Below are 19,464 nucleotides of genomic sequence, written 5' to 3'. Positions count from 1 at the left end.
GCGGTCGCCGGCGTCGCCGCCGCGGTCGCCGTCTACGCGCTGCCAGTCGTCGCCGTCGCCGTGGCCGTCCGGCTGGCGACGGTCCCCTACCGCCGCGCGGTCCGCGGGTTCCGGCTGCGCTACCGCGACGCCGCCGCCTGGGAACTCGAACGCGACGGGGTCGGGCTCGTCGGGGTCGTCCTCGCCGCCGGCGTCATCGCGCTCGTCCCGGCGGGCTGGCCCCGCGTCGTCGCGGCGGTCGGCCTCGGGCTGGTCGCGACCGCGCTGACTCCGTTCGCGCTCGTCGTCGCGTTGCGGACCCGCTGGCCGACCGACGACGAGCGGGCGGCGGTCGGCGACACTCTCCCGGCGGGCGTCCGGCTGCGGGTGGTCGACGACCGCACCCGCCTGGGCAGCGCGTTCGCCGCCGGGGTCGTCCCGGGCGCCGAGTACGTCTTCCTCACCGAGTCGCTGTTCGCGACGCTCGACGGCGACGAACTGCGCGCCGTCGTCGCCCACGAGGTCGGCCACCACGCCCACGGCCACGTCCTCCTGCGCTACCTGCTGGTCGCGGTCGCCGCCGGCGCGGCGCTCGGCGTCGCCTCGGTCGCGCCCGACGCCGCGCTGGTCGCGGTCCTCCTCGGGACGCCGCCGTTCGCGGTCGCGCTCGCTGCCGTCGTCCGCCGGACCGAACGCCAGGCCGACGCCTACGCCGCCGAGGCCGTCGGCGGGGCGGCGCTCGCCGACGCGCTGGAGACGCTGGCCGAGCACCGCTACATCGCCGCCGACGGCGGCCCGGCGCGGTGGCTCGCCTACCACCCGCCGCTTGGCGAACGGGTCGAGGGACTCCGCGGGCGCCGCGCCGGCTGACCTGTCAACGGGTTTTTGTTCGACAGGGCCAACGACCGACAGTGCCAGCCTCGTCCGTCGGCACGCTCCGCGAGCGCGTCCGCGCAGCCGCGGTGCCGCTGGCCGCCTTCGGCGCGACCGTCCTCGTCGGCGTCGGCGGGTTCGTCGCGCTGACGGGCGTGTCGGTCGTCGACGCGACGTTCTGGCTGCTCGACCCGACGAGCATCGAGCTGTACTTCGAGCACCACGGCGGCCCCGAGCGGGCGACGAAGGCGTTCGCGGTCGGGGTGCTGGTCGCGCTCGTTTTGGCCGGGGTCTGGGTCGGGGAGTCGGCGGTCGACGCGGCGGTCGACGGACGGCTGCGCCGGGAGCTGAGACGCATGCAGACACAACGGGCCATCGACGACCTGACCGACCACGTCGTCGTCTGCGGCCACGGGATGTTCGGACGCACCGTCGCGCAACGACTCGACGACCGGGGCAGGGACGTGGTCGTCGTCGAGAACGATGCCAACGAGCGCGAACGGATGGCCGACGACGCGCTCGTCGTCGCCGGCGACGCCCGCCGCGAGGACGTGCTCGAACGGGCCGGCGTCGACCGCGCCGACGCCGTCGTCGCCGCCATCGACGACTCCAACGCCAACGTCCAGATCGGCGTCGCCACCAGCCAGCTGGCCCCAGAGGCCCGGCTGGTCGTCCGCGTCGGCGACGAGATGTACGAGTCGACCGCCCGGCGGGTCGGCGCCGACGTCGTCGTCATCCCCGAGGTCGTCAGCGGAACCGACGTGGTCGACGACCTCTGAGGACCTGTAGTACAGAAGATATATCTCGGTCCGTCGAGACCGCACGGACGTGGACGACCCGGTGACCTACTACGACGAACACGACGAGGCCGAGTGGGACCGGCTCGCCGCGAGCCTCCACGGCCGCCTGGAGTGGGAGGGCACCGTCGAGCAACTGGAGGCGGGGCTCCCGGAGTCCGGCCGCGTGCTCGACGTGGGCGGCGGTGCCGGCCGCTACGCCGTCTGGCTGGCCGAACGGGGCTACGACGTGACTCTCGTCGACCCGAGCGAGGGCCAGCGGACGGTCGCCCGCGGGAGGGTCGCCGACCGCGGGCTGGGCGACCGGGTGACCGTCCGCCCGGGGGACGTTCGCGACCTCGATCTCGGCGCGGGGGCCTTCGACGCGACGCTGTGTCTGGGCGGCCCGCTCTCGCATATCCTCGACGCCGACGAGCGGGCGACCGCCGCGGCGGAACTCCGCCGGGTGACCGCCGGGGGCGGCCCCGTGTTCGCGTCGGTGATGGGGCGGCTCAACTGGCTGGTCCTCTACCTCGTGGACGGTGCGGAGCACCTGACGCGCGCGGACGAACTCGCCGAGACGGGCGACTACGACCGGGCGTTCGTCGACCGGATCGACTACGACTCGGCGTTCGCCGAGACGCACTTCTTCCGCGTCGACGAGTTCGAGGCCCTGCTGGCGGGGGCGGGACTGGACGTGGAGCGACTCGTGGGCCTGGAGGGGCTGGCGTCGGTCCTCTCGGCCGGGTCGCTCCGGGACCGAACCGAGGACCTCGACGAGGCGCAACTCGCGGGCGTCCGCCGACTCGTCGGCGACCTCCGCGACGACCGCACCGTCGCCGATATGTCCGCCCACATGCTCGCCGTCTGTCGGGCGTAGCGGGACTCGCCGCTCGGCCGCCGGCCGGGACCGGGGCGGACCCGACTCCCGCACCCTTTTGCCCGACCGAACCCAAGCTTCGACAATGAGTCGCGCTCGCAAGCCCGAGTGGCTCAAGAGTCGACCCCCCTCGGGCGAGCGCTTCACGGAGATCAAGGAGACCCTCCGGGACCACGACCTCAACACGGTCTGCGAGGAGGCCAACTGTCCGAACCTCGGGGAGTGCTGGTCCGGTCGCGACGGGCCGGGCACGGCCACGTTCATGCTGATGGGCGACCGCTGCTCGCGGGGCTGTAACTTCTGCGACGTGGAGACCGGCGGGATGGAGCCGCTAGACGACGAGGAACCCGAGCAGGTTGCCGACGCCGTCGCCGAGATCGGGCTGGACTACGTCGTCCTGACATCCGTCGACCGCGACGACCTGCTCGACCAGGGCGCCGGCCACTTCGCCCGCACCATCGAGGCGATCAAGGAGCGCCACCCGGGCATCCTCGTCGAGGCGCTCGTCCCCGACTTCCAGGGGGAAGAACGGCTCGTGCGGAAGGTGCTGGACGCCGAACCGGACGTGTTCGCGCACAACGTCGAGACGGTCGACCGCCTGCAGTGGCCGGTGCGGGACCGCCGCGCGGGCTACGAGCAGTCGCTCGGCGTCCTCCGGCAGGCCGCCCGCGGGTCCGACTCGTACGTCAAGACCAGCCTGATGCTCGGCGTCGGCGAGTACGACCACGAGGTCTACCAGACGCTCTCCGACCTCCGGAGCGTCGGCGTCGACGTGGTGACGCTCGGCCAGTACCTCCAGCCCTCCCGGTCGCACCTCGAAGTCTCGGAGTACGTCCACCCCGACGCCTTCGACACCTGGCGGCGGGTCGCCGAGGAGGAACTGGGCTTCCTGTACTGTGCCTCGGGGCCGATGGTCCGCTCCTCGTACCGCGCGGGCGAGCTGTTCGTCGATGCGGTAGTGCGGGACGGCAAAAGCGTCGAGCGGGCGCGCGCCGAGGCGCGAGCGGGCGACTGAGAGAACGGACCGTTCGGTACGGCTATAGACCCGAAACCCGCCGACAATAGGGCTCTTAGCAAGGGGCTTCCGTCCGGTCCGCGCCCATCGGGTATGGCGTCGCTCGCCGACACCGACCTGGAGGACCGACTCATCGACCGCATCCTGCCCTCGCGCGCCCGGATCCCCGCGGACCCGCCCGCGGGCAACTACGTCGTCATCGACGTGACCCACTTCTCGACGACCGTCGTCGAACTGTTCGAGAACGGCGCCGAGTACGTCCACGTCACCGAACAGCGCGGCGACGAGCACGCGTTCAAGGACGAGCACCCCGAGGCACGGATCGGCGGCGGGTCCAGCGACGACTACACCCCAACGGAGGGCTACGACTTCTTCAACTCGCCGACGTGGGTGAACGACACCGACGTGGCCGGGCGCCCGACCGCGCTCACCTCGACCAACGGCGGGGCGGCGGTGACGGACCTCCGGCTCGCCGGCGGCGACGACGTGGACGTGTACGTCGGCACGCTCGCCAACGCCCGCGCGGTGGCCGACCACCTCGACGGGACCGAGAAGCCGACGTACATGGTCGCCGCGGGCTCGAAGGGCAAGCCCTCGCCCGAGGACACCGTCGGCGCGGTCGTCATCGGGCGGCACGTCTACGGCGATTCGCCGACCGACGCCGAGCGGGATCTGTACCGCCAGGTCACCAAGCTCGGCAAGGCGCCGAAGTACGAGGGGAAGGCCGACATCCGGCTGAACGACCTCCTGGAGTACGACCTGCGGTTCAGCGAGAGCGCGGTCGTCCCGAAGCTCAAGGGCCAGCGGCTCCACGACGTGAGCGAGTGATGTACGCCGACCTGCACGCACACACCACCTACTCCGACGGGTCGCCGCTGCCGGCGATGTGCCGCGCGGCGGAGGCGGCGGGCCTGGACGCCGTGGGGTTCACCGACCACTGCATCGTCGTCGACGACGAGTTCGGCCGCCGGGAGCGCTACCGCCTCGTCGAGACCTACGAGCGCCGCCGCGAGGCGATCGAACGGTTCCGCCCGCGGACCGGCCTCACGGTCTACGACGCCGCCGAAGTCAGCTACGTCGGCGACGCGGAGACGGAGACCGCGGAGTTCCTCGCCGCCGCCGACTTCGATTACACCATCGGGAGCGTCCACTTCGCCGGCGAGTTCGATTACACTACCCCCGCACAGTACGCCGACGCGAGCGAGGCGGAACGGCGGGCCGCCGTCGAGCGCTACTACGACGCCGTCGTCGCGGCCGTCGAGTCCGGACTCTTCGACGTGCTCGGCCACCTCGACCTCCCCGAGCGGATGGGCGCCCTCCGCGGCCACGCCCGCCGCGAGGACTACGAGCGGGTCGCCGCGGCGCTTTCCGACTCGGAGACGGTCCCCGAGGTCAACGCCGGCCGCGTCCACGACTCGCTCGGGCGCGTACACCCGGACCCCGCGATGCTCGACTGCTTCCGCGACCGGGACGTGCGGTTCGTGCTCGGCACCGACAGCCACTCGCCCGCCGAGATCGAGCGCCGCGTCCCCGCGCTCCGCGAGGTCGTCGACGAGTACGGAATCCCGGTGGCCGAGTTCGAACCGGCAGCGGTCGTCCAGTAGCCTCGCGCGGAACGTTTCGGAGAGCGGAAAGTCGGCGACCGTCAGGTGAACGCCCAGACGGCCGCGACGAAGAGGATCGACCCGAAGACGAACGAGACATCGCGCGTCCGGATCATCATCCCTTCGGTCCGGAGGGCGCGGCTCTCCTCGTCGCCGAGCGAGCGGGAGAAGCCCTTGGTCTCCATCGCCTCGACGGTGACCCGGGCGCGCTTGGCGACGTTGAAGATGAGCGGGTAGAACGCCTTCACCGACAGCTTCAGCAGATAGGCGTAGTACCGCCACTTGAGGAAGCCGGTGTTCTCGGGCACCTGGCTCCGCAGGCGGAAGGAGTTGACCAGCGCGTGGTACTCCTCGACGAGCAGCGGCATCATCCGGTAGCCGTAGGCGATGGCGAAGGTGAGCTGGCGGGGGACGCCCAGCCGTAACATCCCCTTGGAGAGCTTCCGCGGGCTCATGGCGGAGAAGACGGCGAGGCTGACCACCGAGATGATGGTGAGTTTCAGGAAGAAGGGGACGACGGCACCGACGGCGTCGATCCCGACCTCCTGGCTGGTGAGCGCGGTGTCGACGCCGCGGGCGGTCGCCCCGGCGGCGACGGCCCAGATCTCGCCGAACACGGCGGGATCGAGCGTCGCGAGCGCCTCGGTGACGCGGCCGGTGTTGTCCCCGAGGTACCCGAACGCCCGGATCGCCCCGCCCATCGCCGGGACCATCACGACGAAGAAGCCGATGTTCGTGACCTGGCCGAACAGCAGCAGGGCGAGCAGGTACTTGCTGACCTGCGAGAGCGCCGCGAGGACGAACGCCGCCCCGAGCAGGACCGCGAGCGGGAGCGGGTCGTAGAACAGCCACGGCACGACCATGAACAGGACGCTCCACAGCAGGACCACCCGCGGGTCGAACGTGTTCAACAGCGCGCGGTCGTTGTCGTAGGCCGTCCGCATCAGGTCGACCTTGATGTCCGCGATGGAGATGTCGGTGACCGCGTCGACGTACCTCATCGCCGCTCGCCTCCCCGAGCCCGACCGCCGTCGGCGCGGGCCTCGGTCGGCTCGTCACCGGAGAGGCGGCCGACCAGTTCCTCGGCGGTCAGCGCGGGCGGGTCGACGCCGAGCCGGTCGCTCAGTTCGACGACCTGCGGGCGGCGCAGGCCGGTCCGCGCCAGCAGGTCCGGGTCGTCGAAGACGACGCCCGGCGGGGCGTCTGCGAGCACCTCGCCGTCGCCCATGACGACGACCCGGTCGGCCCAGCCGGCGACCAGTTGCAGGTCGTGGGAGGCGATGACGACCGTCTCGACGCGGCTCTCGGCCTTCCGGAGCATCCCGGTCACCTCGCGGCGGCTCTGCAGGTCGAGGCTCCCGGTCGGCTCGTCCAGCAGGACGACCGTCGGGTCGGTCGCGAGGCCGATCCCCAGCGAGGCGCGCCGTTGCTGGCCGAGGCTCAACAGGCGTCCGTCGCGGTCCGCGAACTCCTCGAGATCGAGATAGTCGACGATCTCGTCGACGCGCTCGTCGACGTTCGGGTCGCCGCGGTTCCGCAGATAGTAGCCGATGTCCTTCCGGACGGTGTCCTCGACGAACATCTCCTCGGGGTTCTGGTGGATGTAGACGGTGTCGTCGGCCAGTGTCTCCGGTAGCGTCTCGCTCGTGTCCTTCCCCAGGACCGTCACGGTTCCCTCGTCGGGGGATTCGAGGCCGGTGATCAGCCGCAACAGCGTCGACTTGCCGGCGCCGTTGGCGCCGACCAGCGCCACCCGGTCGCCCGCGTAGAGGTCCAGATCGACGCCGTCGAGGACGCGGTTGTACCCCTCGCGGAGCGTCGGGTAGCCGTGGCCGACCCCGTCGAGCGTGACCAGGGGGGCGTCGGTGTCGTCGCGGCCGGCCCCGGTCCCCTCGGTGGCCGACGCCCGTCGCTCGGCCCGCCCGCCGCCGTCCGCCGCCGGCGGTCGCTCACCGCGGCCGACCGACGGGAACGCGTCGGTCGCCTCGCCGACGGTGACGGGGTAGCGCCCGTCGGACAGCTGGCCCGCGTCGCCGGGCAGGTCGGCGGCGATCCCCGTGACCTGCGGCGGGTGGATGTCGTGGGCCGCCATGTCGTCCAGTCTGTTGAGGCCGACCTCGACCGGCTCCTTCCAGGCGACGCCGCCGTCGGACACGAGGACCATCTCCTCGCAGTAGTCGGCGATGAACTCCGAGTGGTGCTCGATGACGATCACCGTCTTGTCGTGGTCCTCGTGGAGTCGCCGGAGCTGGTCGTAGGTCTCGCGGGCGTTCTGGGGGTCAAGCTGCGCGGCGGGCTCGTCGACGAAGACGAACTCGGGGTCCATCGCGAGCACGCCCGCGAGGGCGACGAGGTGTTGCTGCCCCCCGGACAGCTCCCAGACGAAGCGGTCCGCCAGGTGGTCGAGCCCCACCAGTTCCAGCGCGCGAGTCGCCCGCTCGGCGTAATCGTCGAGGCCGTAGTTCAGCGGGGCGAACTCCACGTCGTCGCGCACAGTCTCCTGGACGAGCTGGTTCTCGAAGTCCTGGAAGACGTACCCCACCGTCCGGGAGAGGTCCGCCACGTCCGACTCGCGGGTGTCCGTGCCGGTGACGGACACTCGGCCCTCGAACCGGCCCTCGAAGAAGTGAGGAATGAGCCCGTTGAACGTCTTGCACAGCGTGGTCTTGCCGCTGCCGTTGCCGCCGACGACGGCCGTGAACTCGCCCGGCTCGATCCGCAGGTTCGCGTCGCGCAACACCGGCTCGTCGCCCCCGGGATACTGGAACGTCAGATCCTCGACGACGATGTCTGATGAACTCATAAAAGAGGGACCGTCGGGTTACACTCCGCCCTCGACCTTGCGCTGGCGGTAGGCGACGAGGCCGAACGCGATCAGGGCCGCGGCGGCGATCGGCACGAACAGGAACGTCTGGCCGTAGGTCTCGACGAACTGCGGCGTGAACGTGATGAGGCCGCCGCTGGTCTCGCTGAGCGTCTCGACGGCGAACGCCACGGGCAGCAGCCCCACCCACGCGGCGAGCCGCTTCAGCGACGAGCGCGTGAACATCGGTCCGTCGCGGCCCTCGACGGAACGCATCCCCAGCAGCGGCTCGATCTTCCCGCGCAGCCGCGGGTAGAGGAACAGCGTCGGGATCGCACCGAAGACGATGCCGGCGACGATGATCTGGATGAACGCGCCCATCCCCTCGGTCGCCCACACCGTCTCGGGGAGCCAGGAGATGGCCTCCAGTTCCTCGACGCCGACGTAGAACTTCCCCACGTCGATGAACCACGCGGCGGTCTCCTCCATCGCCTTCGCGAGGAAGCCGACCGCCGCGATCTGTTTCACATCGGCCGGGTCGGTGATCAGCGACATCGCGAAGAACCAGGACGCCGTGATGACGACGAGCCCCTCGACGGCGCCCAGCGCGCTGAAGTCGCCGATGAGGATCTCGCCGAAGACGATCCCGCCGACCGGGATCGCGAGACACGCCCAGAACGACCGGAACAGGAGGACGACCGACATCGCGACGAACCAGAACGGTCCGATCGAGACGCCGAGGCCGCCCACCGAGAACTCCGGCAGCAGCTCCGTGATCATGCTCTGCAGACCGTGCAGCGACATGACGAGGATGAACACCATCATGTCCCTGTGGTCGAAACTGAACACTCCACCTGACTCCGTGGATGCGGTCGTTGCCATACGAGCGGTGATCCACTGACTCGACCCTTAACCGCTGGTATGAGCCCTCTATCGCCGGACAGAGCGTTCGATACCGAGATGTCAACCCGGTAGACGATCCCACACCTATTGAGCAGTCATAGCCCGACGGACTCGCAACGTCACCGACGGTCGGGCAAGCGGCGCGGAAGCTCCTCGAGGGACCGGCGTGCCCACGAAGGCAGGCCCATCCGCCTGGACGAATGCCCAGCTTCAGCCCGTTTCGGACGCGGAAATCGTCGGGATATCGGACCCGATCGGCCCGTTTCGCCCACCACGACCGGCAAGAATGGACCACAGCGAAAGCTATTTACGAAAATCCTTAAGCCGACAGCCCCCGTTGGCTCGGGTATGTTCCCGAGGAGGGAGTTTTCGTGAGTACTCTACAGCGCGACCCGGAGGACCGGGTCCAGGTCCTCGACGAGGACGGCCAGGTACGGGAGGGGGCGACCGTCCCGGACCTGTCGGAGGAGCGCCTCGTCGAGATGTACCGGGAGATGAAACTCGCCAGGCACTTCGACCAGCGGGCGGTGAGCCTCCAGCGCCAGGGGCGGATGGGCACCTACCCGCCCCTGTCCGGCCAGGAGGGCGCCCAGATCGGCAGCGTCCACGCGCTGGCCGACGGCGACTGGCTGTTCCCGAGCTACCGCGAGCACGCCGCAATGGTCCACAGGGGGCTGTCGCTGAAGCAGACCCTGCTGTACTGGATGGGTCACGAGGAGGGCAACGTCCGCGACGAGGAGAACATCTTCTCGGTGGCGGTGCCCATCGCCACGCAGATCCCCCACGCGACGGGGGCGGCGTGGGCGTCGAAACTGCAGGACGAGGACACGGTCTTCCTCTGTTACTTCGGCGACGGGGCCACCTCGGAGGGGGACTTCCACGAGGGGCTCAACTTCGCCGGCGTGTTCGACGTGCCCGCGGTGTTCTTCTGCAACAACAACCAGTGGGCCATCTCGGTCCCGCGGGAGCGCCAGACCGCCAGCGAGACGCTCGCACAGAAGGCCGACGCCTACGGCTTCGAGGGCGTCCAGGTCGACGGGATGGACCCTCTCGCCGTGTACCAGGTGACGAAGGCCGCCGTCGAGAAGGCCAGACACCCCAACCCCGACGAGCTGCGGCCCACGCTCGTCGAGGCGGTACAGTACCGCTTCGGCGCCCACACGACGGCCGACGACCCCTCCGTCTACCGCGACGACGAGGAAGTCGAGGAGTGGCGGGCGAAAGACCCCATCCCGAGGATGGAGACGTTCCTCCGCGAGCGGGGGATCCTCGACGACGAGCGCGTCGAGGCCATCCAGGCCGATATCGAGGACGAGGTGGCCGACGCCATCTCGGCGGCGGAGTCGGTCAAGCGGCCCGACCCCGAGGAGCTGTTCGCGCACGTCTACGAGGGGATGCCCGACCGGCTGGACGAACAGCTCGCGTACCTGCGGCGGCTGCGCGAACGACACGGCGACGAAGCCCTGCTGGAGTGACCATGAGCGAGACCACCGACACCCAGAGTGAGACCGACGGCGACGCATCGAACGGCGAGACGGAGAGCCTGACGCTGGTCCAGGCGGTCCGCGACGGGCTGGCGACGGAGATGGCCCGCGACGACCGCGTGCTCGTGATGGGCGAGGACGTGGCCGAGAACGGCGGCGTCTTCCGCGCCACCGAGGGCCTGCTCGACGAGTTCGGCGAGGACCGCGTGATCGACACGCCGCTGGCCGAGTCGGGCATCGTCGGCACCGCAATCGGCATGGCCGCCTACGGGCTGCGCCCGGTGCCCGAGATCCAGTTCATGGGGTTCATCTACCCCGCATTCGACCAGATCGTCTCCCACGCCGCCCGCCTGCGGACCCGCTCGCGCGGGGAGTTCACCTGCCCGCTCGTCGTCCGGGCGCCCTACGGCGGCGGCATCCGCGCCCCCGAGCACCACTCCGAGTCGAAGGAGGCCTTCTTCGTCCACGAGCCGGGCCTGAAGGTCGTCATCCCGAGCACGCCCTACGACACGAAGGGGCTGCTCGCCTCGGCCATCCGGGACCCCGACCCGGTGATCTTCCTCGAACCGAAACTGATCTACCGGGCGTTCCGCGAGGACGTGCCCGCGGGCGACTACACCGTGCCGCTCGGCGAGGCCGCCGTCCGCCGGGAGGGGTCGGACATCTCCGTCTACACCTGGGGCGCGATGACTCGCCCGACGATGGAGGCCGCGGAGAACCTGGGCGGGGAGGTCGACGTGGAAGTCGTGGACCTGCGGACGCTCTCGCCGCTGGACGAGGAGACCATCGTCGAGTCGTTCAAGAAGACCGGCCGGGCCGCGGTGGTCCACGAGGCACCGAAGACGGGCGGGCTCGCCGGCGAGATCACCGCGACCATCCAGGAGGAGGCGCTGCTCTACCAGGAGGCGCCGGTCGAGCGGATCACGGGGTTCGACGTGCCCTATCCGCTGTACGCGCTGGAGGACTACTACCTGCCCGAGCCCGAGCGCATCGAAGACGGCATCAGGGACGCCGTCGAGTTCTGAGCCATGGTCCGCGAGTTCAAGCTCCCCGACGTGGGAGAGGGCGTCGCCGAGGGCGAACTGCTGGAGTGGCACGTCGAACCCGGCGACCAGGTCACGGAGGACCAGGTCGTCGCCGAGGTCGAGACCGACAAGGCCGTCGTCGACGTGCCCGCCCCGGTGAACGGCACCGTCCGCGAGCTGCTCGCCGAGCCGGGCGACGTGGTCCCCGTCGGCGAGGTCATCATCACCTTCGATGTCGAAGGCGAGGAATCGGCGGAGACAGCGGCCGAAGCGGACGACGGCGAGTCGGCCGGCGAGGCGACTGACGCGGGGGCGACCGCCCCGGAGTCGTCGGGTGAGTCCGGGGGCGCAGCCGCCGAGACCGCGGAGTCGTCGGTCAACGGCAAGGGCGGGCGCGTCTTCGCCGCGCCGAGCGCGCGGCGGCTCGCCCGTGAACTCGGCGTAGACATCGCCGCAGTCGACGGCGCCGGCCCCGGCGGCCGGGTCACCGAAGCCGACGTGCGCGCCGCCGAGGGCGACGCGGGCGGCACCGAAGGGGGCGCCGCCGGGAGCGAAGCGGGCGAAAGCGACGACGGTAAACAGCTCAAGTCCGCCGTCTCGCGGATCGACGACGGCGAGTCCGGCGACGGCAAGTCGAGCGGCGGCGACGGGCTGAAGTCGGCGGTCTCCCGCGTCGACGACGGCGAGAGCGGTGACGGAACCGGGAGCGACGAGGGGGGCGCGGCCGCCTCGCGTGCAGCCGGGGCGACTTCCGTCGAGGCCGCGGGGCGCGAGCGGACGCTGGCCGCGCCGGCCACCCGGAAGGTCGCCGACGAGCTGGGCGTCGCCATCGACGACGTGCCGACCGACGAGGTGCGCGACGGCCAGGCGTTCGTCGACGAGGCCGCCGTTCGCGAGTACGCCGAGGCCCAGCGACAGGCCCAGGAGGCCGACGCCGAGGCGCTCGCGAGCGCCGAGAGCGCCGGTGATACCGGGGCCGAACCCGCCGCGGGCGCTGAACCGGCGGGGGCGGCCGAGCGCGACGCCGCGCGGACGGTCGACGCGGCGGAGGGCGACCGCCGCGAGCCCTACAAGGGCGTCCGCAAGACCATCGGCCAGGCGATGGAGCGCGCGAAGTTCACCGCGCCCCACGTCACTCACCACGACAAGGTCGACGCCACCGCGCTCGTGGAGACACGCGAGAAGCTCAAGGAACGGGCCGACGAGCAGGGCGTGAAGCTCACCTACGTCCCGTTCGTCATGAAGGCGGTCGCCGCCGCGCTGGACGAGCACCCGGTGCTCAACACGCAACTCGACGAGGACAACGAGGAGATCGTCTTCAGGGGCGACCGGAACGTCGGCGTCGCGACCGCGACCGACGCGGGGCTGATGGTCCCAGTCGTCGACGATGTCGACGAGAAGGGCCTGCTGCGGCTGGCCTCGGAGACGAACGAACTCGTCGCGAAGGCCCGCGAGCGGTCGATCGCCCGCGAGGAGATGCAGGGCGGCACGTTCACGATCACCAACTTCGGCGCCATCGGCGGCGAGTACGCCACGCCGATCATCAACTACCCCGAGACCGCGATCCTGGGGCTCGGTGCCATCGAGGAGCGACCGATGGCCGTGGACGGCGAGGTCGTGGCGCGGGACGTGCTGACGCTGTCGCTGTCGGTCGACCACCGGGTGATCGACGGCGCCGACGCCGCGCGGTTCGTCAACACCCTCAAGGAGTACCTCGAGGACCCGACGCTGCTGCTCCTGGAGTAGGTTACAGCCAGTCGCCGACGTAGGCGACCGACCCGTCGAGTTCCGGATAGGCGCGGTCGATTCGCCGTACTGCGCGTCGAACTGCGCCACCCGAGCCGGAGGGATCAGCGACGATCACGATGCCGGCGTGGTCGTCGCGGGGCGGGTCGGCGAAGTCCGACCGGTCCGCCGTCAGGAGTACCCGGTCGGCTTCTGCGGCCGCCGCCAGGACGAGCGGATCGGCCGCACCGGGGGACAGCGAGTCGGCGTCGACGGCGCGGACCACGTCGTGGCCGTCGTCGGAGAGCGCCCGAAGCCACTCGGCGTCCGTGTTCTCGTCCGCGAGTAGCCGCATCTCACTCCGCGTCCTCGGGGCGGACCCGGTCGGTCGCCGCCTCGCGCGCCGCGCGGTCCCGCTCGGCGATCGCCTGCATCTGGTCCGCGTTCGAGAACCCGTAGGCGAGCGCGGCGTGGACCGCGGCGAGCGAGATGTCGTACCCCGCGGCGATGCGCTCGGGCGACTCTCCGCCCTCGACGTGTCGCCGATAGACGTGAGCGACACCGACCCGCGTCCCCTCTATCCGCGGGTCCCCGCCCAGCACCTCGTCGCTGGAGACGATCCGCGGGACCTCGTCGGTCGTTCCCCCCGTCGGTCCCTGCCCGGTCTTCGCCATGTAGTCTCGGACGGAACTACGCCCGTCTCGACATAAAAACCCGCGGACGGTCACCCCGGTTCGGTACGAGGCGGTCCCGGAAGCGGGGCGTATCGCGCGGCGCGGCGCTACTACAGGTCCGCGAGCAGCGACTCGGTGTACCGGTGGGCGAGGGTGACCGCGGCGGCGCCGAGGATGGCTGCCGTCGCGAACGTCCGGACGGAGACGCCGAGGCCGCTCTGGCGGAACGGGCCCTCGCTGGCCGTCTCGACGTACGACGCGAGCATCGGTTCGCCGCCGAGTCCGAGCGCGAGCAGGCCGACCGTGGCGAGCGTCGCCAGTCCGCCGGTGCCGAAGCCGACGTAGGTGGCGAACGTCTCGGTGGTGAACAGCCGCTCGGCCTTCCGTTCGGTCAGCGGTTCGTTGCGCGCCCGGGAGACGACGACGCCGACCAGCAGCGCCGCCGTCCCGAGTTCGAGGACGAGCGCGAACAGCCCGACCACGAGGACGACCGGCGAGGCCGTCGCGGGGTCGGCCGTCGGCAGGTACGACGCCGCGCTCGCCGGGTACAGCAGGTACAGCGGCAGCGCCAGCGTCAGCGCGCTCACCAGCAGCGACTGGACCAGCAGCTTCTGGGGCACCGGCTGTTTGAAGTGTGAGAACCGCTCGGTCCGGACCCGGTCGTAGGCCGAGTCGCTCAGCACCCGCTGGAGGATGGGATCCTCCGGCGAGTCGTCCGATCCGTCCCTCGAGTTTCCGTTCATGCGAACCTCGTCTATCTTCCGGTCCACGATTCCGGTATAAGACCTTTGCGTTGCGAGCATCGATGGCAATAATCACCGTCGAGCGGCGCGCTTCCGACCGGTCTGTTCCGGGGACCGCGCCGGAATCGCGGCCAGTCGTCGGCGCCGAACCCGGCATCCGTCGCGGGCCTGCGACTGCAACCACCGCCGGTCGAGCCCGGGGTCGCGCGGGCCAGCGCGCGGTCGGAAACGGGGCCGGCGCGCACACCCGCCTCTTTTTAGCCGGGCACTCCACCCTCCGACAATGGTCGTCGGAGACGTGACTACCGGAACTGACGTACTGGTCATCGGCGGGGGGCCGGGCGGCTACGTCGCCGCCATCCGCGCCGGGCAGCTCGACCTCGACGTGACCCTCGTCGAGAAGGACGCCTACGGCGGCACCTGCCTGAACTACGGCTGTATCCCCTCGAAGGCGATGATCTCGGCGACGGACATCGCCCACGACGCGGGCGACGCCGAGCACATGGGCATCTACGCCGACCCCGCGGTGGACCTGCAGGGCATGGTCGAGTGGAAGGACGGCGTCGTCGACCGGCTCACCGGCGGCGTCGAGAAGCTCTGCAAGGCCGCGGGCGTCAACCTCGTCGAAGGCCGCGCCGAGTTCGCCGGCGAGGACCGCGCCCGCATCGTCCACGGTGGCGAGGGCCAGGGCTCCGAAACTATCGAGTTCGAGCACGCCGTCGTCGCCACGGGCTCGCGGCCCATCGAGGTCCCGGGCTTCGAGTTCGACGGCGAGCACGTCCTCTCCTCGCGCGAGGCGCTCGATCTGGACGCCGTCCCCGAGAGCATGGTCGTCGTCGGTGCCGGCTACATCGGCATGGAACTCTCGACGGTCTACCAGAAGCTCGGCTGTGACGTGACCGTCGTCGAGATGCTGGACGACGCCCTGCCGGGCTACGAGGACGACGTGGCCCGCGTCGTCCGCGAGCGGGCGGAGGACCTCGGGGTGGAGTTCCACTTCGGCCAGGCCGCCGATAGCTGGGAGGCGGCCGGCGACGGCATCACCGTCCGTACCGAGAACGAGGACGGCGAGATCGCGGAGTTCGGCGCCGAGAAGTGCCTCGTCGCCGTCGGACGCCAGCCCGTCACGGACACCCTTAACCTGGACGCCGTGGGCCTGGAACCGAACGAGGACGGGTTCCTCGAAACCGACCACGAGGCCCGGACGGACGTGGAGCACGTCTTCGCCGTCGGCGACGTGGCCGGCGAGCCGATGCTCGCCCACAAAGCCAGCGCCGAGGGCGAGGTCGCCGCGGAGGTCATCGCGGGCGAGCCCGCCGCACTGGACCACCAGGCGATCCCCGCCGCCGTGTTCACCGACCCCGAGATCGGTACTGTCGGGATGACCGAGGCGGAGGCCGAGGAGGCCGGCTTCGACCCCGTTGTCGGGCAGTTCCCGCTCCGGGCGAACGGCCGCGCGCTCACCCTGAACCACGAGGAGGGGTTCGTCCGCGTCGTCGGCGACGGCGACAGCGGCTTCCTCCTCGGTGCGCAGGTCGTCGCGCCCGAGGCCTCCGAGCTGGTCGCCGAACTCGCCCTCGCCGTCGAGATGGGCGCGCAACTGGAGGACGTGGCCGCCACCATCCACACCCACCCCACCCTCTCCGAGGCCGTCGGCGAGGCCTGCGCCAACGCGCTCGGCGAAGCGATCCACACGCTGAATCGGTGACCGGCCGCTGATCCGGTCTTTCTGTTGGTGGGGGTGCCCGAGCGCGCCGCAACTGAACCCGGGCCGCTTTTTACGCGCGGCCGTCCAACCCGAGACACGGGGCACGTAGCTCAGTCCGGAAAGAGCGTCGGACTTCTAATCCGACGGCCGTGGGTTCAAATCCCACCGTGCCCGTCCACCTTTTTCCGGACGGGGTTTCCTCGGTCGCCTGCGGCGACCTGCGGGAACCCCGCCCGCAAAAACGTGGGCGAAAAAGGCCGCTCGCGCTCCGCGCGAGCGGTGAACCGGCGCCTCCGGCGCCGGATGCTCGATCCCAATTCGGTCATAGCCGCTCTCGCGCTTCTGCTGGAGCCATTACGCTCCGTCGCCCATCTACTCGAATCCGTAGCGTTTGTGGGCTTCGTCGATATCCACGATCTCGATCACGCGGACTTCCTCGTCGGCTTCGAGAACGTCGTAGAACGCAGTGTGGGTCCGACCGATATGTAGTCGGTACAGTTCTTCCCCCTCGACCACCAGTTTCTCTTTGTCGCCGGACCCGGAATCCGGTCTCGGGTACGGATCGGCTGCCAGTTTCCGCAGATTGTCTTTTACGATGCGGGTACTCTTCTCGTCGAGCGCGGCGACGTACTCGCGGGCTTCCTCCGCGAGGAGGACCTCATAACTCATCGAGGGATGTCAGTTCCTCGCTGTCTGCTTCGCGGACCTCCTTCGCTCGCTCGGCGAGTTGTCGGCGCTGGTGTTCCTGGATCAGTTCCCCCAGTAGGTCATCGTACGTCTCGCCTGCCTCTTTCAGTTCGTTCAGTTCCTTCCACCGTTCCTCCGTGACTGGGATTCGCTTGCTGGCGTTGGACACGCGTATCGACTCCTACGTTCAATCCTTACAACGCTTACAGCCAAAAGGTTTCGGTGGACGGGTCACGTTCGTCGCTATCGAGGCCGCGTGTCGCCGGAGAACCAGAACCCACCGTGCCCGTCCATCTTTTTCCCGCCCGGGTTTCCTCGGCGCGCAAGCGCGCCTGCGGGGAACCCGGGCGGCAAAAACATGGGTGAAAAAGGCCGGACGACTCGGTCGCTCCGCTCCCTCGCATTCGGCTCCGCAGGAGTGAGCACCGCGAACGACTGCAGGCTCGTCAGAGTGTGCTAACAGTGAACCGGCGCCTCCGGCGCTGGATGCTCGACTCCAGTAGCCAGACGCTCCGGTCCGGGGAGACCGCTCAGAACCCCTGGTTCGGGTCGGCCGCGAGGTCGCCGTACCCGGCGATGCGGTACTCGCGGGAGTCGGTGCAGTCGTCGTTCGCCGACGCCAGGTCGCCGACGGCGTAGTCGAAGCGGTGCACGAAGTCACCGCTGTGGACCGCGACGCGGTCGAGCACGTCCTCGACGGTCAGGTCCTCGTCGTACTCGTCGCGGAAGGCGGCGGCGTTCCCGGCGGCCGTCGCCGCGGTGTCGGCGTCGGCGTCGAACTCGTCTTCGAAGGCCGCTGCCAGTTCCGTCTCGAAGTCGTCGTCGCTCATACCCGACGGTTCCGGGTCGTCACACCTGTCTCTTTCCACTCGGACTCAGACGTGGTCGCGGGGCATCAGGTCCTCGAAGGGCTGGTCGTCGAGCCACTCGGCCAGCCGGACGAGCTGGTCGCTGGCCGCCGCGAACAGCTGGGCCCCTTTCTCCCTCGTCGCGTCGGTCTGGTCGCCCAGCACCCCGCTCTCGGTGTTGTCGATGGCGTCGTAGAAGGTGCGGGCGCCGTGTTTCCGGAGGCCGTCGTAGTTCGCCACGTCGCGGACTCCCTCGTCGCGGGCGCGCTCGAACTGGTCCTCGCGGACGAGGTCGTCGTCGATGTGGAGCATCATCGCGGTCTCCTTGGGGCCGCCGTGGGGGCCGTTGTGTTCGAACAGGTCGTCGACCAGCTCGGGGATGGACTCGTCCCACATCCACTCGACGGCGTAGGCGACCTCGTCGTCGCGCAGACGGCGGCCGACTTCCCGGAGATGCTGGACGTTGCCGCCGTGGGCGTTGACGAAGACCACGCGGTCGATCCCGTGGTAGGTGAGGTTGCGGGTGAGCGACTCGACGTAGTCGCGGAAGACGCCGGGCTCGACCCACATCGTCCCGTTGAACTGGCGGTGGTGGGGGCTGACGCCGACGTTGACCGTGGGGGTACAGAGGTAGCCCGTCCGCTCGGCGGCCTCGCGGGCGAGTGCCTCGGCGATGCGGTGGTCAGTCGATTCGGGGAGGTGCGGGCCGTGCTGTTCGGTCGACCCCAGCGGCACCAGGGCCAGCGACTCCTCGGCGAAGTACTCGCCCAGTTCCGGCCACGTCCGGTCTCCGAGGTACATACCCCATCCCGAGGACCGCCCCGCCGTTACTGTTTCCCTCGCCGCGGGCGCGTGTGGGTGAGTGACACGGAACCCCGGGACTCATCCCCCAGCGGGTCGACCGTGGCGTATGGACGACGGTGCGACCGACGAGCCGACCGCCGCGGCGGCCCCGGAGACGGGCGACGCCGTCGGCGCGATGCTGCGCGCGTACGCCGAGGCGGGGGAGGGACGGGAGATCATCGAGCGCGACGACGGCTGGATCGGCGTCAGCGCCGGCGGCGAGTTCTACTTCGCCGACTACGACGAGTGGCCGGCGCCCGACCGCCGCGCCGCCGACCGCGCCGAGGGGCGCGTCCTCGACGTGGGCTGTGGCGCGGGCCGGGCGGCGCTGTACCTGCAGGAGCGGGGCCACGACGTGACTGCCATCGACGTGTCCGAGGGAGCCGTCGCGGTGGCCCGCGACCGCGGGGTCGCCGACGCCCGCGCGGTCGATATCGCGGACGTGGCCGAGGAGTTCGAGCCCGATACCTTCGACACGGTGCTCATGCTCGGCAACAACTTCGGGCTGGTCGGGACGGCAGAGACCGCGCCCGACCGCCTCCGGGGACTGGCCGAGGTGGCGACCGACGGCGCGACCCTGGTCGCCCAGAGCCGCGACCCGGTCGCGACCGACGACGAACACCACCTCGCGTACCACGAGAAGAACCGCGAGCGCGGCCGGCTCCCGGGCGCGCTCCGGATGCGCGTCCGCCACGAGCGGCTCGCGACCCCGTGGTTCGACTACCTCATGGCCGCGCCCGACACGATGGCTGACCTCGCGAGCGAGACGCCCTGGGAGTTTGTCGACACGCTGGAACCCGACGACGGGCTGGACCCGGCGGGCGGCGACTACGTGGGGATCCTGAAAGCGAACCACTGAGGCATCCGTGGTCGGCGGATCGCGGCGCTCGCCGC

At 70.5% G+C, this 19,464-nt stretch carries 21 protein-coding genes and 1 tRNA gene; 12 read left to right on the top strand and 10 right to left on the bottom strand.

Annotated features, from left to right (window positions below):
• The 6 genes from ACMGFG_RS02500 to ACMGFG_RS02475 all read left to right on the top strand — a co-directional run.
• Positions 1–849 (top strand): M48 family metallopeptidase (locus ACMGFG_RS02500; protein WP_436928772.1); only part of this gene is annotated, 849 nt, incomplete at its 5' end.
• Positions 850–890: 41 nt separating this feature from the next.
• Positions 891–1,631, top strand: coding sequence for a potassium channel family protein (locus ACMGFG_RS02495; protein WP_436928771.1), 741 nt, complete (start codon positions 891–893; stop codon positions 1,629–1,631).
• Between the two features lie 49 nt (positions 1,632–1,680).
• Positions 1,681–2,508 (top strand): class I SAM-dependent methyltransferase, encoded by an 828-nt coding sequence (locus ACMGFG_RS02490; protein WP_436928770.1) that lies wholly within the window; start codon positions 1,681–1,683, stop codon positions 2,506–2,508.
• Positions 2,509–2,566: 58 nt separating this feature from the next.
• Entirely contained in the window at positions 2,567–3,523 is a 957-nt protein-coding gene (gene lipA, locus ACMGFG_RS02485) for a lipoyl synthase (RefSeq protein WP_436928769.1), read from the top strand.
• 93 nt (positions 3,524–3,616) lie between these two features.
• Entirely contained in the window at positions 3,617–4,351 is a 735-nt protein-coding gene (locus tag ACMGFG_RS02480) for a 2-phosphosulfolactate phosphatase (protein ID WP_436928768.1), read from the top strand.
• Positions 4,351–5,127 (top strand): PHP domain-containing protein, encoded by a 777-nt coding sequence (locus tag ACMGFG_RS02475; RefSeq protein ID WP_436928767.1) that lies wholly within the window; start codon positions 4,351–4,353, stop codon positions 5,125–5,127. The genes ACMGFG_RS02480 and ACMGFG_RS02475 overlap by 1 nt, the downstream gene beginning before the upstream one ends.
• A 41-nt stretch (positions 5,128–5,168) precedes the next feature.
• Here the strand turns inward: ACMGFG_RS02475 and ACMGFG_RS02470 are convergent, their stop codons facing one another.
• The 3 genes from ACMGFG_RS02470 to ACMGFG_RS02460 are packed head-to-tail and all read right to left on the bottom strand — an operon-like array spanning position 5,169 to position 8,812.
• The gene (locus tag ACMGFG_RS02470; RefSeq protein WP_436928766.1) at positions 5,169–6,128 is read right to left on the bottom strand and encodes an energy-coupling factor transporter transmembrane component T family protein; all 960 of its coding nucleotides are present in this window, start codon (positions 6,126–6,128) and stop codon (positions 5,169–5,171) included.
• Complete coding sequence (locus ACMGFG_RS02465) at positions 6,125–7,930, bottom strand: ABC transporter ATP-binding protein (RefSeq protein ID WP_436928765.1); 1,806 nt, start codon at positions 7,928–7,930, stop codon at positions 6,125–6,127. Before ACMGFG_RS02465 ends, ACMGFG_RS02470 begins: the two co-directional genes overlap by 4 nt.
• Positions 7,931–7,948: 18 nt before the next feature.
• Positions 7,949–8,812, bottom strand: a complete 864-nt coding sequence (locus ACMGFG_RS02460) for a DUF8171 family membrane protein (RefSeq protein ID WP_436928764.1) — start codon at positions 8,810–8,812, stop codon at positions 7,949–7,951.
• Between the two features lie 392 nt (positions 8,813–9,204).
• Here ACMGFG_RS02460 and pdhA point away from each other — a divergent pair, with 392 nt between their 5' ends.
• Genes pdhA through ACMGFG_RS02445 form a run of 3 tightly spaced genes read left to right on the top strand, consistent with a single transcriptional unit; the run spans position 9,205 to position 13,088 of the window.
• A complete protein-coding gene (gene pdhA, locus ACMGFG_RS02455; RefSeq protein ID WP_436928763.1) occupies positions 9,205–10,308 on the top strand; it encodes a pyruvate dehydrogenase (acetyl-transferring) E1 component subunit alpha in 1,104 nt (367 codons plus the stop codon).
• A 2-nt stretch (positions 10,309–10,310) separates the two neighbouring features.
• Complete coding sequence (locus ACMGFG_RS02450; RefSeq protein ID WP_436928762.1) at positions 10,311–11,342, top strand: alpha-ketoacid dehydrogenase subunit beta; 1,032 nt, start codon at positions 10,311–10,313, stop codon at positions 11,340–11,342.
• Between the two features lie 3 nt (positions 11,343–11,345).
• Complete coding sequence (locus ACMGFG_RS02445; RefSeq protein ID WP_436928761.1) at positions 11,346–13,088, top strand: dihydrolipoamide acetyltransferase family protein; 1,743 nt, start codon at positions 11,346–11,348, stop codon at positions 13,086–13,088.
• A 1-nt stretch (position 13,089) separates the two neighbouring features.
• Here the strand turns inward: ACMGFG_RS02445 and ACMGFG_RS02440 are convergent, their stop codons facing one another.
• The 3 genes from ACMGFG_RS02440 to ACMGFG_RS02430 form a co-directional block, all read right to left on the bottom strand.
• Positions 13,090–13,422 carry a DUF5615 family PIN-like protein gene (locus ACMGFG_RS02440; protein ID WP_436928760.1) on the bottom strand — a complete coding sequence of 111 codons (333 nt, stop codon included), beginning with the start codon at positions 13,420–13,422 and terminating at the stop codon, positions 13,090–13,092.
• Position 13,423: 1 nt separating this feature from the next.
• Positions 13,424–13,741, bottom strand: coding sequence for a DUF433 domain-containing protein (locus ACMGFG_RS02435; RefSeq protein WP_436928759.1), 318 nt, complete (start codon positions 13,739–13,741; stop codon positions 13,424–13,426).
• Positions 13,742–13,851: 110 nt separating this feature from the next.
• Positions 13,852–14,484, bottom strand: coding sequence for a hypothetical protein (locus tag ACMGFG_RS02430; RefSeq protein WP_436928758.1), 633 nt, complete (start codon positions 14,482–14,484; stop codon positions 13,852–13,854).
• Positions 14,485–14,767: 283 nt separating this feature from the next.
• Between ACMGFG_RS02430 and lpdA the strand changes: the two genes are divergently transcribed.
• On the top strand, positions 14,768–16,192 hold the full coding sequence (gene lpdA / locus ACMGFG_RS02425; RefSeq protein WP_436928757.1) for a dihydrolipoyl dehydrogenase: 1,425 nt from the start codon (positions 14,768–14,770) through the stop codon (positions 16,190–16,192).
• A gap of 99 nt (positions 16,193–16,291) precedes the next feature.
• Positions 16,292–16,366, top strand: a tRNA-Arg gene (locus ACMGFG_RS02420).
• Between the two features lie 198 nt (positions 16,367–16,564).
• Here ACMGFG_RS02420 and ACMGFG_RS02415 read toward each other — a convergent pair.
• The 4 genes from ACMGFG_RS02415 to ACMGFG_RS02400 all read right to left on the bottom strand — a co-directional run bounded on the left by ACMGFG_RS02415 (position 16,565) and on the right by ACMGFG_RS02400 (position 18,528).
• The gene (locus ACMGFG_RS02415; RefSeq protein ID WP_436928756.1) at positions 16,565–16,861 is read right to left on the bottom strand and encodes a type II toxin-antitoxin system RelE family toxin; all 297 of its coding nucleotides are present in this window, start codon (positions 16,859–16,861) and stop codon (positions 16,565–16,567) included.
• Positions 16,851–17,048 carry a hypothetical protein gene (locus ACMGFG_RS02410; RefSeq protein WP_436908312.1) on the bottom strand — a complete coding sequence of 66 codons (198 nt, stop codon included), beginning with the start codon at positions 17,046–17,048 and terminating at the stop codon, positions 16,851–16,853. Before ACMGFG_RS02410 ends, ACMGFG_RS02415 begins: the two co-directional genes overlap by 11 nt.
• Positions 17,049–17,409: 361 nt before the next feature.
• Positions 17,410–17,709, bottom strand: a complete 300-nt coding sequence (locus ACMGFG_RS02405) for a hypothetical protein (RefSeq protein WP_436928755.1) — start codon at positions 17,707–17,709, stop codon at positions 17,410–17,412.
• 45 nt (positions 17,710–17,754) lie between these two features.
• Entirely contained in the window at positions 17,755–18,528 is a 774-nt protein-coding gene (locus ACMGFG_RS02400) for a creatininase family protein (RefSeq protein WP_436928754.1), read from the bottom strand.
• Between the two features lie 109 nt (positions 18,529–18,637).
• Between ACMGFG_RS02400 and ACMGFG_RS02395 the strand changes: the two genes are divergently transcribed.
• On the top strand, positions 18,638–19,429 hold the full coding sequence (locus tag ACMGFG_RS02395; RefSeq protein WP_436928753.1) for a class I SAM-dependent methyltransferase: 792 nt from the start codon (positions 18,638–18,640) through the stop codon (positions 19,427–19,429).
• Positions 19,430–19,464: the final 35 nt, after the last annotated feature.

The sequence above is a fragment of the Halosimplex halobium genome, assembly GCF_051414055.1.
GTDB classification, from domain to species: domain Archaea; phylum Halobacteriota; class Halobacteria; order Halobacteriales; family Haloarculaceae; genus Halosimplex; species Halosimplex halobium.
This window is presented reverse-complemented; position numbering and strand designations above follow the sequence as displayed.

Excerpts from the sequence above, each read along its gene's own strand:
- ACMGFG_RS02480 (WP_436928768.1), top strand. The coding sequence starts at position 3,617 with ATGGCGTCGCTCGCCGACACCGACCTGGAGGACCGACTCATCGACCGC.
- ACMGFG_RS02475 (WP_436928767.1), top strand. The coding sequence starts at position 4,351 with ATGTACGCCGACCTGCACGCACACACCACCTACTCCGACGGGTCGCCG.
- ACMGFG_RS02470 (WP_436928766.1), bottom strand. The coding sequence starts at position 6,128 with ATGAGGTACGTCGACGCGGTCACCGACATCTCCATCGCGGACATCAAG.
- ACMGFG_RS02465 (WP_436928765.1), bottom strand. The coding sequence starts at position 7,930 with ATGAGTTCATCAGACATCGTCGTCGAGGATCTGACGTTCCAGTATCCC.
- ACMGFG_RS02460 (WP_436928764.1), bottom strand. The coding sequence starts at position 8,812 with ATGGCAACGACCGCATCCACGGAGTCAGGTGGAGTGTTCAGTTTCGAC.
- ACMGFG_RS02450 (WP_436928762.1), top strand. The coding sequence starts at position 10,311 with ATGAGCGAGACCACCGACACCCAGAGTGAGACCGACGGCGACGCATCG.
- ACMGFG_RS02445 (WP_436928761.1), top strand. The coding sequence starts at position 11,346 with ATGGTCCGCGAGTTCAAGCTCCCCGACGTGGGAGAGGGCGTCGCCGAG.
- ACMGFG_RS02440 (WP_436928760.1), bottom strand. The coding sequence starts at position 13,422 with ATGCGGCTACTCGCGGACGAGAACACGGACGCCGAGTGGCTTCGGGCG.
- ACMGFG_RS02435 (WP_436928759.1), bottom strand. The coding sequence starts at position 13,741 with ATGGCGAAGACCGGGCAGGGACCGACGGGGGGAACGACCGACGAGGTC.
- ACMGFG_RS02430 (WP_436928758.1), bottom strand. The coding sequence starts at position 14,484 with ATGAACGGAAACTCGAGGGACGGATCGGACGACTCGCCGGAGGATCCC.
- lpdA (WP_436928757.1), top strand. The coding sequence starts at position 14,768 with ATGGTCGTCGGAGACGTGACTACCGGAACTGACGTACTGGTCATCGGC.
- ACMGFG_RS02415 (WP_436928756.1), bottom strand. The coding sequence starts at position 16,861 with ATGAGTTATGAGGTCCTCCTCGCGGAGGAAGCCCGCGAGTACGTCGCC.
- ACMGFG_RS02405 (WP_436928755.1), bottom strand. The coding sequence starts at position 17,709 with ATGAGCGACGACGACTTCGAGACGGAACTGGCAGCGGCCTTCGAAGAC.
- ACMGFG_RS02400 (WP_436928754.1), bottom strand. The coding sequence starts at position 18,528 with ATGTACCTCGGAGACCGGACGTGGCCGGAACTGGGCGAGTACTTCGCC.
- ACMGFG_RS02395 (WP_436928753.1), top strand. The coding sequence starts at position 18,638 with ATGGACGACGGTGCGACCGACGAGCCGACCGCCGCGGCGGCCCCGGAG.